This window comes from Paracoccus sp. SCN 68-21 (genome assembly GCF_001724535.1).
Lineage (GTDB): Bacteria > Pseudomonadota > Alphaproteobacteria > Rhodobacterales > Rhodobacteraceae > Paracoccus > Paracoccus hibiscisoli.
In genome coordinates this window covers 24374-36426 of the sequence record NZ_MEES01000016.1, presented here as the reverse complement: position 1 = coordinate 36426, position 12053 = coordinate 24374, and the positions used below count along the sequence as shown (strand labels likewise).

At 65.5% G+C, this 12053-nt stretch carries 13 protein-coding genes; all 13 read left to right on the top strand.

What is annotated here, in order from left to right; genetic code table 11:
- Window positions 1-82: 82 nt before the first annotated feature.
- The 13 genes from rpsM to ABS73_RS07120 all read left to right on the top strand — a co-directional run bounded on the left by rpsM (window position 83) and on the right by ABS73_RS07120 (window position 12050).
- Complete coding sequence (gene rpsM, locus ABS73_RS07180) at window positions 83-451, top strand: 30S ribosomal protein S13 (RefSeq protein WP_277020006.1); 369 nt, start codon at window positions 83-85, stop codon at window positions 449-451.
- A 12-nt stretch (window positions 452-463) separates the two neighbouring features.
- Window positions 464-853 (top strand): 30S ribosomal protein S11, encoded by a 390-nt coding sequence (gene rpsK, locus ABS73_RS07175; RefSeq protein WP_042247912.1) that lies wholly within the window; start codon window positions 464-466, stop codon window positions 851-853.
- Between the two features lie 114 nt (window positions 854-967).
- Entirely contained in the window at window positions 968-1984 is a 1017-nt protein-coding gene (locus ABS73_RS07170) for a DNA-directed RNA polymerase subunit alpha (protein ID WP_136857757.1), read from the top strand.
- Window positions 1985-2092: 108 nt separating this feature from the next.
- The gene (gene rplQ, locus ABS73_RS07165) at window positions 2093-2512 is read left to right on the top strand and encodes a 50S ribosomal protein L17 (RefSeq protein ID WP_136857756.1); all 420 of its coding nucleotides are present in this window, start codon (window positions 2093-2095) and stop codon (window positions 2510-2512) included.
- A gap of 286 nt (window positions 2513-2798) precedes the next feature.
- Window positions 2799-3410 carry a helix-turn-helix transcriptional regulator gene (locus tag ABS73_RS07160; RefSeq protein ID WP_136857755.1) on the top strand — a complete coding sequence of 204 codons (612 nt, stop codon included), beginning with the start codon at window positions 2799-2801 and terminating at the stop codon, window positions 3408-3410.
- Window positions 3411-3468: 58 nt separating this feature from the next.
- A complete protein-coding gene (locus ABS73_RS07155; RefSeq protein WP_277020011.1) occupies window positions 3469-4059 on the top strand; it encodes an acyl-homoserine-lactone synthase in 591 nt (196 codons plus the stop codon).
- A 62-nt stretch (window positions 4060-4121) separates the two neighbouring features.
- Complete coding sequence (locus tag ABS73_RS07150) at window positions 4122-5438, top strand: replication-associated recombination protein A (protein ID WP_277020013.1); 1317 nt, start codon at window positions 4122-4124, stop codon at window positions 5436-5438.
- A gap of 164 nt (window positions 5439-5602) precedes the next feature.
- Window positions 5603-6658: an RluA family pseudouridine synthase gene (locus tag ABS73_RS07145; RefSeq protein WP_277020014.1), complete on the top strand. Its 1056-nt coding sequence runs from the start codon at window positions 5603-5605 to the stop codon at window positions 6656-6658.
- A complete protein-coding gene (locus tag ABS73_RS07140; protein WP_277020016.1) occupies window positions 6655-7311 on the top strand; it encodes an HAD-IA family hydrolase in 657 nt (218 codons plus the stop codon). Before ABS73_RS07145 ends, ABS73_RS07140 begins: the two co-directional genes overlap by 4 nt.
- Entirely contained in the window at window positions 7308-8021 is a 714-nt protein-coding gene (locus ABS73_RS07135; RefSeq protein ID WP_277020018.1) for an ATP12 family chaperone protein, read from the top strand. The genes ABS73_RS07140 and ABS73_RS07135 overlap by 4 nt, the downstream gene beginning before the upstream one ends.
- A gap of 170 nt (window positions 8022-8191) precedes the next feature.
- Complete coding sequence (locus ABS73_RS07130) at window positions 8192-9217, top strand: amino acid ABC transporter substrate-binding protein (protein ID WP_136857747.1); 1026 nt, start codon at window positions 8192-8194, stop codon at window positions 9215-9217.
- Between the two features lie 120 nt (window positions 9218-9337).
- Window positions 9338-10594: an amino acid ABC transporter permease gene (locus tag ABS73_RS07125; RefSeq protein WP_277020021.1), complete on the top strand. Its 1257-nt coding sequence runs from the start codon at window positions 9338-9340 to the stop codon at window positions 10592-10594.
- A 1-nt stretch (window position 10595) separates the two neighbouring features.
- A complete protein-coding gene (locus tag ABS73_RS07120; protein WP_277020023.1) occupies window positions 10596-12050 on the top strand; it encodes an amino acid ABC transporter permease in 1455 nt (484 codons plus the stop codon).
- Window positions 12051-12053: the final 3 nt, after the last annotated feature.

Genomic DNA, 12053 nt, shown 5'->3' with positions numbered 1-12053 from the left:
TGGCCCGAAGGCACAGCTTTCGGGCCTTGCGTTGTGAAAAAAGGTTCCGGCGTTACGGAACCGCAACTGAAAAGGAAAACGCGTGGCTCGTATTGCTGGCGTCAATATCCCAACGGGGAAACGCGTCCCCATCTCTCTGACCTATATCCACGGCATCGGATCGCTCTATGCCGCGCAGATCTGCGAAGCCACGGGCATCGACCCGACGCGCCGCATCAACGATCTGTCGGATGCCGAAGTTCTGGCTATCCGCGAGTACATCGATGCCAACCTGACCGTCGAGGGCGACCTGCGCCGCGAAGTCCAGATGAACATCAAGCGCATGATGGACCTGGGCTCGTATCGCGGTCTTCGTCACCGTCGCGGCCTTCCGGTCCGTGGCCAGCGCACGCATACCAATGCGCGCACCCGCAAGGGCCCAGCCAAGCCGATCGCCGGCAAGAAGAAATAAGGGGCAAGCGACATGGCACGTGACAAGACCCGCATGAAGCGCAAGGAACGCAAGAACATCGCCACCGGCGTTGCTCATGTGAACTCCAGCTTCAACAACACCAAAATCCTGATTTCCGACGTTCAGGGCAACGCCATCGCCTGGTCCTCGGCCGGCACGATGGGCTTCAAGGGGTCGCGCAAATCGACCCCCTACGCCGCCCAGATGGCCGCCGAAGACGCCGGCCGCAAGGCGCAGGAACACGGCGTCCGCACGCTGGACGTCGAAGTCCAGGGCCCCGGTTCGGGCCGCGAATCGGCTTTGCGCGCACTGGCCGCCGCCGGCTTCAACATCACGGCCATCCGTGACGTGACGCCGATCGCGCATAACGGCTGCCGCCCGCCCAAGCGCCGTCGCGTCTGATCCTGGATCATCATTGACCGGCCCCTGCATGTCTGCGGGGGCCGGACATTCGCATTTCACCTCGGGCGTTTCCGGCCACGGTCATGGGCAGGAAGCAAGTATGGAGGAAAATCCATGATCCACAAGAACTGGGCCGAACTGATCAAGCCGACGCAGCTGGCGGTCAAGCCGGGTGCCGACGCGACCCGCACGGCAACGCTGATCGCAGAGCCGCTGGAGCGGGGCTTCGGCCTGACGCTTGGCAATGCGCTGCGCCGCGTGCTGATGTCGTCGCTGCAGGGCGGTGCCATCACGGCCGTGCAGATCGACAACGTCCTGCACGAGTTCAGCAGCGTCGCCGGCGTCCGCGAGGACGTGACCGACATCGTGCTGAACCTCAAGGGCGTCACCCTGAAGATGGACGTCGAAGGCCCCAAGCGCCTGACTCTGTCCGCCAAGGGTCCGGGTGAGGTCAAGGCCAGCGACATCCAGGAGACGGCCGGCATCACCGTGCTGAACCGCGACCATGTCATCTGCCATCTGGATGACGGCGCCGAGCTGAACATGGAACTGACCGTGCAGACGGGCAAGGGCTATGTCGCCGCTGACAAGAACCGTCCCGAGGATGCGCCCATCGGCCTGATCCCGATCGACGCGATCTTCTCGCCGGTCAAGCGCGTCAGCTATGAGGTTCAGCCCACCCGTGAGGGGCAGGTGCTGGACTATGACAAGCTGACGATGAAGATCGAGACGGACGGATCGCTGACCCCGGAAGACGCCGTGGCCTATGCCGCGCGCATCGTCCAGGACCAGCTGTCGGTCTTCGTGAACTTCGACGAGCCGGAATCGGCGACCCGTCAGGACAGCGACGACGGTCTGGAATTCGACCCGCGCCTGCTGAAGAAGGTCGATGAGCTGGAGCTGTCGGTTCGTTCGGCCAACTGCCTGAAGAACGACAACATCGTCTATATTGGCGATCTGATCCAGAAGACCGAAGCGGAAATGCTGCGGACCCCGAACTTTGGCCGCAAGTCCTTGAACGAGATCAAGGAAGTGCTGTCGGGCATGGGCCTGCATCTGGGCATGGACGTGGTCGACTGGCCGCCGGAGAACATCGAGGACCTGGCCAAGCGTTTCGACGACCAGTTCTGAGATCAGGGCGGGGGGCAACCCCCGCTGACCACCGGGCATCCGCCCCAAGGAGAGCGGCCCGCACGCATGGGCTGCCGGACAAAGCAAAACACGCTGTAGGAGATCATCATGCGTCACGCTCGCGGTTACCGCCGCCTCAACCGTACCCACGAACACCGCAAGGCGCTGTTCGCCAACATGTCCGGCTCGCTGATCGAGCACGAGCAGATCAAGACCACCTTGCCCAAAGCCAAGGAACTGCGTCCGATCGTCGAAAAGCTGATCACGCTGGCCAAGCGCGGCGACCTGCACGCGCGCCGTCAGGCGAATGCGCAGCTGAAGCAGGACATGCACGTGGCCAAGCTGTTCGACGTCCTGGGCGAGCGCTACAAGGACCGCCAGGGTGGCTATGTCCGCATCATGCGGGCCGGCTTCCGGTATGGCGACAACGCGCCGATGGCGATCATCGAGCTGGTCGACCGCGACACCAGCGCCAAGGGTGCCGCCGACCGCACCCGCCTGGAAGCGGAATACGCCGCCGAGGAGTGATCTCCGGATCACGACCCCAAGCATCGACCCGCCGCGTGCCAGCGCGGCGGGTTTTTTCATGGCCGCCTGCTTTACCTTTACGTTAGGGAAGCTACCATTCAGCATCTTCCGCGCGTGCTGCAGGCTCTGTATCATCGCCTGGTGGAAACGGTTGAAGGTTCAATCGATTCCGGGGGGAGGGCATGGTTTTTTTCATCGCATCAAAGTCGTTAACCAAATTGAAACTTAATCGGGTGAATGCTTTCAGCACCGTTGACCGAAACCATTTCAAGCTGTCCAAAAAGCCATGTCATCACGTGCAGACATAAATGCGGCTCTGAGAAAGCTGGGCAAGCACGCCCTGTCCGGCTATTTCGTGGGTTTGCACATCCGGTTTGCTGCACCGCTGATGCAGTTTCAGACCTATGCCGAGGAATGGTCCGAGTTCTATTCCCAGAACGGCTATGCCCTGCGCGATCCGACGATCGCGTGGGGGTTCTCGACCACAGGGTCCTGCCGGTGGTCGGCGCTGCCGATCCCGGACCCGTTCAACATCCTCAAGGATGCGGCCGATCACGGTCTGATCTTTGGTCTGACCGTCTCGCACGGTCCGATCGCCTCGCGCACCATCGCGTCCTTCGCACGCGCCGACCGCGAGTTCACCGATGCCGAGATCGAGGATATCTCGACCACGGTGCGGCGGCTTCACGAAATGACCGAGCCGCCTGCGAGCCTGACCAAGGCTCAGAAAGAAGCCCTTCGTTGCATTGCGGAGGGCGATCGTCATGCAGCAGCGGCTGCCAAGCTTGGCATCACCGAAAGCGCGTTCAAGGCAAGGTTGATTTCTGTCCGGGAACGCCTGAAGGCGCGGACGACGGCCGAGGCGCTGCAGAGGGCCAAGGAATACCGTTTGTTGTAGATGTCGCCCAGGGGTCCGCGTGGCAGACAAGGGTGCCCTCACACCCCAGGAGTATCAGATGCAGATGACGACCCTTTCCTTTTCAAATCTTCATAACCACGGTGAATTGTTCGCGAACCTGTTCCGCGCCCGCAAGCAGAGCTTCATCATCCAGAAGAACTGGGACCTGCCCGAGTCCGAGGATATGGAGTTCGACCAGTACGACACGCCGCAAAGCCGCTGGATCGCCATTCACGACCGCACGGACATCCTGGCCGGCATCCGTCTGACGCCGACGACCGCGCGCTGCGGCATCTATTCCTACATGATCCGCGACGCGCAGGAGGGGATTCTGGGCGGGGCGATTCCGCAGGACCTGCTGTATGCGCCCGCACCGGTCGATCCGCATGTCTGGGAATGCTCGCGCGTGTTCGTCAGCCATTCGATCCCGCAGATGTATCGCCGCAAGGTGCATTTCAAGATGGTCGAAGCGATGACCGGATCGGCCCGCGACATGGGCGCCACGCGGCTGATCGCGCTGACCGGGGCCAACTGGCCGCGCTGGTACGGGCGCTGCGGCCTGACCGCCGAGGCCCTGGGCTGCGAGATGCAGATCGAGGATGGCCAGTTCCAATGCGTCTCGATCGACCTGACCGCCAAGATGCACTGACCGTCATCGCCGCGCGGAACGGGGCTGTCGCAGCGCCGCGGTCCGGCCTAGAATAGGCCCTCATGGCAGATCTGTTCGACACCGCGCCGCAGGCAGACCCCCCGTCCGGAACGGGGAACCGGCCCCTGGCCGATCGCATTCGGCCGTCCCGCCTGTCCGAGGTCATCGGACAGGCCAAGGTGCTGGGCCCGGATGGACCCCTGGGCAGCATGCTGGCGTCGGGTAGCCTGTCGTCGCTGATCCTGTGGGGGCCGCCCGGTGTGGGCAAGACCACCATCGCGCGCCTGCTGGCCGATGAGACCGACCTGGCCTTTGTCCAGATCAGCGCGATCTTTACCGGCGTGCCCGACCTGCGGAAGGTGTTCGACGCCGCGCGGCTGCGCCGCAGCCAGGGGCGCGGCACGCTGCTGTTCGTCGATGAGATCCACCGCTTCAACAAGGCGCAGCAGGACAGCTTTCTGCCGCATATGGAGGACGGGACGATCCTGCTGGTCGGCGCCACGACCGAGAACCCCTCGTTCGAGCTGAACGCCGCCGTCATGTCGCGGGCGCAGGTCATCGTGCTGGACCGTCTGTCGCCCGCCGATCTGGAACTGCTGGCGCAGCGGGCCGAGCGTGAGCTGGGCCGTGCCCTGCCGCTGACCGGGCCCGCGCGCCAGGTCCTGTTGGACATGGCCGATGGGGATGGCCGCGCCGCCCTGAACCTGATCGAGCAGGTCGCGGCGTGGAAAGTCGACGGCCGCATCGACCCCGACACCCTGGCGCAGCGGCTGATGAAGCGGGCGCCCAAATACGACAAGTCGGGCGAGGAGCATTACAACCTGATCTCGGCGCTGCACAAAGCGGTGCGGGGCAGCGACCCGGATGCGGCGCTGTACTGGCTGGCGCGCATGCTGGAGGGGGGAGAGGACCCGCGCTATCTGGCGCGGCGCATCACCCGCATGGCGATCGAGGATATCGGCCTTGCCGATCCGGCGGCCGCGCGGCACTGCCTGGATGCCTGGGCGCTGTACGAACGGCTCGGCTCCCCGGAGGGGGAGCTGGCATTGGGGCAGGCGGTGATCTATCTGGCGCTGGCCCCGAAATCCAACGCGGGCTATGCCGCCTACAAGAACGCGCGGGCCGAGGCGCGGCGCACCGGCAGCCTGATGCCCCCCGCCCATATCCTGAACGCGCCGACCAAGATGATGAAGGATCAGGGCTATGGCGCGGGCTATGCCTATGATCACGATGCCGAGGACGCCTTCAGCGGCCAGAATTACTTCCCCGACGGGCTGAAGCGGCCAGTGCTGTATGTCCCGGTCGAGCGGGGTTTCGAGCGTGAGTTGAAGCGGCGGCTGGACTGGTTCGTCAGCCAGCGGCTGAAGCGCGGCGGTTGACTTTGGGGGCCAGCCGCCACACAGACGCGCAACAATGAACCGCGCCCCGCGCGCCCGTTGCGCAAGGCCGGATCGGGCGGTGGGTGCGGGACGCGGGGGCTTTCGGTCCTGCGATTGCCGGGGGGTCGTCAGGCCGGACCGGCCTTGGGACAAGGAATTTGGGCATGAGTGCCGTGCAGACGATCATGGTCGGCGATGATGACGCAGAGATGCGGCTGGATCGCTGGCTGAAGAAACGCTTTCCGCAGCTGTCGCAGGTGGCCATCGAGAAGATGTGCCGCAAGGGAGAGCTGCGCGTCGACGGGGGCCGCGTCAAGGCCGCCACCCGGATCGAGCCGGGCCAGCAGGTCCGCATCCCGCCGCTGCCCGAGCCGGGGGACATGCCCGAGCGCGCGGAACGCCCCCTGGGCCCGCGCGTCAGCGACAGCGACGAGGAGATGATCCAGTCCGCCGTCCTGTGGAAGGACGAGCATATCATCGCCCTGAACAAGCCCCCCGGCCTGCCCAGTCAGGGCGGCAGCGGTCTGGGCGGTCGCCATGTGGACGGGCTGACCACCGCGCTGCTGTTCGGCTTCAAGGAGCGGCCCAAGCTGGTGCACCGTCTGGACAAGGACACGTCGGGTGTCCTGCTGCTGGCGCGGACCGACCGCGTGGCACGCGCCCTGTCCGAGGCGTTCCGCTCGCGCACCACGCGCAAGATCTATTGGGCGGCGGTGGCGGGCGTCCCGCATCCGCGGATGGGCACGATCCGTTACGGCCTGGTCAAGGGCGGTTCGGGGCGCGGCGGCGACAACGAAAAGATGATCGCGGTCCACCCCCGCGACATTGACAAGACCGAAGGCGCCAAGCGGGCCACCACCGATTACGCGGTGCTGGACGCGCTGGCGACGCGGGCCAGCTGGTGCGCGCTGGTGCCGATCACCGGGCGCACGCACCAGCTGCGCGCGCATATGGCCGAACTGGGCCATCCGATCGTGGGCGACGGCAAGTACGGCGGCTCGGGGCAGGAGAACCTGGGCGATGGCTGGGGCGCACAACTGGGCGGAGAGATCAGCAAGAAGCTGCACCTGCACGCGCGGTCGATCACCTTCGACCATCCGATCACGAAAAAGCGCATGACCATCACCGCGCCGCTGCCCGAACACATGACCCGCACCTGGAAATCGGTGGGCTGGCACGAGAACGACGTGCCGGACGATCCGTTCGCGGATGACGAATGAGACTGGTCGTCTTTGACGTCGACGGCACGCTGGTCGACAGCCAGAACCACATCACCCACGCGATGGGGTTCGCCTTTGACCAGGTCGGGCTGACGCCGCTGCCCAAGGCGCAGGTGCTGTCCATCGTCGGCCTGTCGCTGCCGGTGGCGGTGGCGCAGCTGGCCCCGGAGGTCGATGCCGACACGCAGGCGCGGATCGTCGCGGCCTACAAGGACAGCTTCATGCGGGCGCGGCTGGACAGTGCCGCGCCGTTTTATGACGGGGCGATGGCCTGTCTGGACCGGCTGGCCGATCACGACAACCTGCGGTTGGCAGTGGCCACGGGCAAATCGCGGCGCGGGCTGGATGCGATGATCAAGGCGCATGGGCTACAGGGGCGGTTCCTCAGCCTGCAGACGGCGGATGGGCATCCGTCCAAGCCGCATCCCTCGATGCTGTACGCGGCGCTGGCCGAGACGGGGACGCAGGCGGACCGGGCGGTGATGATCGGCGATACCAGCTTTGACATGCTGATGGCGGGTGCCGCCGGGCTGGCAGGCTTTGGCGTCAGCTGGGGCTATCACCCGATCGATGCGCTGCACGGGGCAGGGGCCGTGCGTGTGCTGGACGATTTCGCCACCCTGACACAGGCCATCGAGGAGTGGGCGGCATGAGCGAATGGAAGGCCCGGCGGTTTTGGAAGACCGCCGATCTGCGCCCGGCCCAAGGCGGGTTCGAGGTGATGCTGGACGACCGCGTCCTACGCACCCCCGGCAAGCACCCGCTGGTCCTGCCGACCGAAGGGCTGGCGGCCTCGATCGCGGCGGAATGGCAGGCGCAGGACGATTTGATCGTGCCGCAGACCATGCCGCTGACCCGGGCCGCGAACTCGGCCGTCGAAAAAGTCGCACCGCAATTCGATGCGGTTGCTGCGATGCTTGCCGAATATGGCGGCACTGACCTGCTGTCTTATCGGGCAACCGAACCCGAGGTGCTGATCCGCCGCCAGGCGCAGGGCTGGGACCCGCTGATCGACTGGTCGGCCACCCATCTGGCCGCGCCGCTGCGCATCACGCACGGGGTGATTCCCGTCGATCAGGACCCCGCCGCGCTGGCGCGTCTGCATGCCCGGGTGCGGGCGCTGGACCTGTGGGGGCTGACCGCGCTGCATGATCTGGTGACGATTCCCGGTTCGCTGATCCTGGGCCTGGCGGTGGTCGAGGGGCGCATCGACGCCCCCGACGCGCATCGCCTGTCCCGCATCGACGAGGATTTCCAGGCCGAGCGGTGGGGCAGCGACGAGGAGGCTGCGGAGGCCGCCGAAGGCCGCCTTGTGGCGATTCTTTCGGCAGAGCGGCTGTGGCACCTGTCCCGCCGGGGTTGAAAGCGGTTGCGGACCCGGACGGGGTTCTTGACGTGGCAACTTGTATCGGCACAATACCGCCTAATAGGACGGCACACCGCGCCGTGCTATGCCGACAAGGGCTCCGCGAAGGGTCCGCATCGTGTCCGCCGCCCGTCAGGGGGGCAGGGCGCTCCAACACAGAGGTAACAATGAAAAAATCGGTTTTCCTGGGGACGGTGACCGCAGCGACCCTGCTGGCGGGCATGGGCATGGCCCAGGAGGGGTCGACCCTGGCCCAGGTCAAGGAACGCGACGAGCTGAATTGCGGCGTCAACACCGGCCTGGTCGGATTCGCGGCGCCCGACGCCAGCGGCAACTGGACCGGCTTCGACATCGCCTATTGCCGCGCACTGGCCGCCGCCGTGCTGGGTGACCCCAACAAGATCAAGTTCGTCCCGACCACCGGCCAGACGCGCTTTACCGCGCTGTCCTCGGGCGAGGTCGACGTGCTGGCCCGGAACTCGACCTGGACCTATTCGCGCGACACCGACCTGAAGCTGGATTTCGTGGGCGTCAACTATTACGACGGCCAGGGCTTCATGGTGAACCGTGACCTGGGCGTGACCTCGGCCAAGGAACTGGACGGCGCGACGATCTGCATCCAGACCGGCACCACGACCGAGCTGAACCTGGCCGACTACTTCCGTGCCAACAACATGGCCTACACGCCCGTCAACATCGACAGCAATGCCGAGGGCGAGCAGCAGTACATGGCCGGCGCCTGCGACGCCTACACGACCGACGCGTCGGGCCTGGCTGCGACCCGTGCGGCCTTTGCCGACCCCGAAAACCACATCATCCTGCCCGAGATCATCTCCAAGGAGCCGCTTGGGCCGGCCGTGCGCCATGGCGACAGCAACTGGGGCGACATCGCGCGCTGGACGCTGAACGCGCTGGTCGCCGCCGAGGAATACGGCGTCACCTCGCGCAACATCGAGGAGCTGGTCCGCTCCTCCGAGAACCCCGAGGTCCAGCGCCTTCTGGGCACCACGGACGAGCTGGGCGCCATGATCGGCCTGGACGCCGAATGGGCACGCCGCGCGATCCTGGCCAACGGCAACTATGGCGAGATCTTTGCCGCCAATATCGGCGAGCAGACCCCCATCGGCCTGGCCCGCGGTCTGAACGCGCAATGGACGCAGGGCGGCCTGCTCTACGCCCCGCCGTTCCGCTGATCGGCTGACGCGATCGGGGCCGGACCTGTCATGGGTCCGGCCCCACCCTCTCCAGCAACGATAAACCTGCCTCAATAAAAAACGGCGCAAAGCCGGTGGCGGGCGACAGGGGTATTCAAGATGACGGACATCCGGGCAACGGCGACACCGCCGTTCCGGCTGAGCATGCTGGTCAATGACCGGCGGTATCGGTCCCTGACTTTTCAGGTCATCGTGTTCATTCTGGTCATGGCCGCCGCCTGGTGGCTGATCGACAACACGATCCGCAACCTGGCCCTGATGGGCAAAAGCTTCGATTTCGGGTTCCTGTTCCAGCGGGCGGGCTATGACATCTCGCAGACGCCGATCCCCTACACGGCCGATGACACGCATCTGCGCGCCTCGGTCGTGGGGCTGCTGAACACGCTGATCGTGGCTGTCCTGGGCTGCATCGCGGCGACCGTTCTTGGCGTGATCGTGGGCGTGGCGCGGCTGTCGAGGAACTGGCTGTTCGCACGGCTGATGACGGTGTTCGTGGAGATCTTCCGCAACATGCCGCTGCTGCTGTGGATCCTGATCGTTTACGCGGTCTTCACCGAGATCCTGCCGCCGCCCAACGCCTTTCGCGGCGACGAGGCCAGCGCCGGCATGATCCTGTTCGACAATGTCGCGCTGACGAACCGCTACACCGCGCTGCCGACGCTGGCCATGACCAACGATCCGGGCAGCCTGGACTTGGGCGCGCGCATCACCTTCAACTGGGCCACCATCGCCTTTGTCGTGGTGCTGGTCGGCGGCTGGATCGTGCGGCGCATGATCCGGGCCTGGGCGCAGGACGTTCAGGACCGCACCGGCAACCGCCCCGTGACCTGGTGGAAGACCCTGGCCGTGATGACGCTGCCGTCGCTGTTCCTGATCTGGTTCTTTGGCCTGCACCTGGAGGCGCCCAGCCTGCAGGGGTTCAACTTTACCGGCGGGCTGAACGTCTCGAATTCGCTGGTGGCGCTGTGGCTGGCGCTGACGCTGTACACGGCGGCCTTCATCGCGGAAATCGTCCGCGCGGGCATCCTGGCCGTCAGCCGCGGCCAGTCCGAGGCGGCCTTTGCCCTGGGCCTGCGCCCGAACCGCACCATGAGCCTGGTGATCCTGCCGCAGGCTTTGCGGGTCATCATTCCGCCGCTGATCTCGCAATACCTGAACCTGACCAAGAACAGCTCTCTGGCGATCGCGGTGGGCTACATGGACCTGCGCGGCACCCTGGGCGGCACCACGCTGAACCAGACCGGCCGAGAGCTGGAGGCCATCGTGCTGATGATGCTGACCTATCTGGCGCTCAGCCTGATCATCTCGGCGGGCATGAACGTCTTCAACGCCCGCGTCAAACTGAAGGAGCGGTGAGATGAGCGACACCCACGCCCAGACCGTCGCCTTCGTGCGCGACACCATGCTGCCCGCCGCCGCCCCGCCGATCCGCGAATCGGGCGCCGTGCGCTGGCTGCGCGAGAACCTGTTCTCGGGGCCGGTCAATTCGATCCTGACCGTCCTGGGCCTGCTGATCCTGTGGTTCCTGGTCGCCACCTTCTGGGACTGGTTCGCGCATTCCGTCTGGAACGCGTCCAGCCTGACCGAATGCCGTGAGATCATCAGCGCCACCTGGGGCCCCGATGCGCGCGGCGCCTGCTTTGCGGTGATCCGCGAGCGCTGGAACCAGTATCTGTTCGGCTTCTATCCCCAGCACCTGTACTGGCGCCCGACGATGACCTTTGGTCTGCTGATGGTCGCGCTGGCGCCGGTGCTGTTCAGCGCATCGCTGACCATCCGGCGGGTCGTGCTGGCCATCACCACGCTGGTGACCCTCTGGGCGATGGTCGTGCTGGGCGCGCCTGCGGGCTGGCTGGTCTTTGCCGCCATCGTGCTGGCCACTGGCCTGATCCTGTCCGAGCGCAACATCGCCTGGATGCTGCCCTTTTCCATCGTCTATCCGCTGCTGGGGGTGTGGTTCCTGTGGGGCGGCACCCTGTGGGGCCCGATCTTCGTGCTGGTCGGCCCGGCTCTGGGCTGGGTCGCCTGGCGGCTGCTGTCGCGCGTGTCGCCGCTGGTGGCGACGGTGGCGGCGATCGTGGTCACGCTGATCTTCTGGCTGGTGCTGGCGGGGGACGCGGCCCGCGATGCCGAGGGGCTGCTGTCGCTGTCCATCGAATCGGTCCGCTCGGACCGCTTTGGGGGGTTCCTGCTGTCGCTGACCATCGGCGTCGCGGGCATTGCCCTGTCGCTGCCTTTGGGCATCGTGCTGGCGCTGGCGCGGCAATCGGACATGTTCCTGATCAAGTCGCTGTCGGTGGTCTTCATCGAATTCATCCGGGGCGTGCCGCTGATCACGCTGCTGTTCGTAGCCTCGCTGCTGCTGAACTACTTCCTGCCGCCGGGGACGACCTTCGACATCATCCTGCGCGTCATCATCATGGTCACGCTGTTCGCCGCCGCCTATATGGCCGAGGTGATCCGCGGCGGCCTGGCAGCCCTGCCCAAGGGCCAGTACGAGGCCGCCGACGCCCTGGGCCTGGATTACTGGAAGGCACAGCGGCTGATCGTGCTGCCGCAGGCGCTCAAGATCAGCATCCCGGGGATCGTGTCGACCTTCATCGGCATGTTCAAGGACACGACGCTGGTGACCTTCGTGGGCCTCTATGACCCGCTGAAATCCATGTCCGACGCCGTTCGCGCCAATGTCGAATGGAAGGGCATCTATTGGGAGCCGTTCATTTTCGTCGGCGGCATCTTCTTTCTCATCTGCTTCGGCATGTCGCGATACTCGATGTATCTGGAACGCCGCCTGCAACGCGACCACAGGTAAGGA

Coding starts and splice junctions, on each gene's coding strand:
- rpsK (WP_042247912.1), top strand. CDS start 464: ATGGCACGTGACAAGACCCGCATGAAGCGCAAGGAACGCAAGAACATC.
- ABS73_RS07170 (WP_136857757.1), top strand. CDS start 968: ATGATCCACAAGAACTGGGCCGAACTGATCAAGCCGACGCAGCTGGCG.
- rplQ (WP_136857756.1), top strand. CDS start 2,093: ATGCGTCACGCTCGCGGTTACCGCCGCCTCAACCGTACCCACGAACAC.
- ABS73_RS07160 (WP_136857755.1), top strand. CDS start 2,799: ATGTCATCACGTGCAGACATAAATGCGGCTCTGAGAAAGCTGGGCAAG.
- ABS73_RS07155 (WP_277020011.1), top strand. CDS start 3,469: ATGCAGATGACGACCCTTTCCTTTTCAAATCTTCATAACCACGGTGAA.
- ABS73_RS07150 (WP_277020013.1), top strand. CDS start 4,122: ATGGCAGATCTGTTCGACACCGCGCCGCAGGCAGACCCCCCGTCCGGA.
- ABS73_RS07145 (WP_277020014.1), top strand. CDS start 5,603: ATGAGTGCCGTGCAGACGATCATGGTCGGCGATGATGACGCAGAGATG.
- ABS73_RS07140 (WP_277020016.1), top strand. CDS start 6,655: ATGAGACTGGTCGTCTTTGACGTCGACGGCACGCTGGTCGACAGCCAG.
- ABS73_RS07135 (WP_277020018.1), top strand. CDS start 7,308: ATGAGCGAATGGAAGGCCCGGCGGTTTTGGAAGACCGCCGATCTGCGC.
- ABS73_RS07130 (WP_136857747.1), top strand. CDS start 8,192: ATGAAAAAATCGGTTTTCCTGGGGACGGTGACCGCAGCGACCCTGCTG.
- ABS73_RS07125 (WP_277020021.1), top strand. CDS start 9,338: ATGACGGACATCCGGGCAACGGCGACACCGCCGTTCCGGCTGAGCATG.
- ABS73_RS07120 (WP_277020023.1), top strand. CDS start 10,596: ATGAGCGACACCCACGCCCAGACCGTCGCCTTCGTGCGCGACACCATG.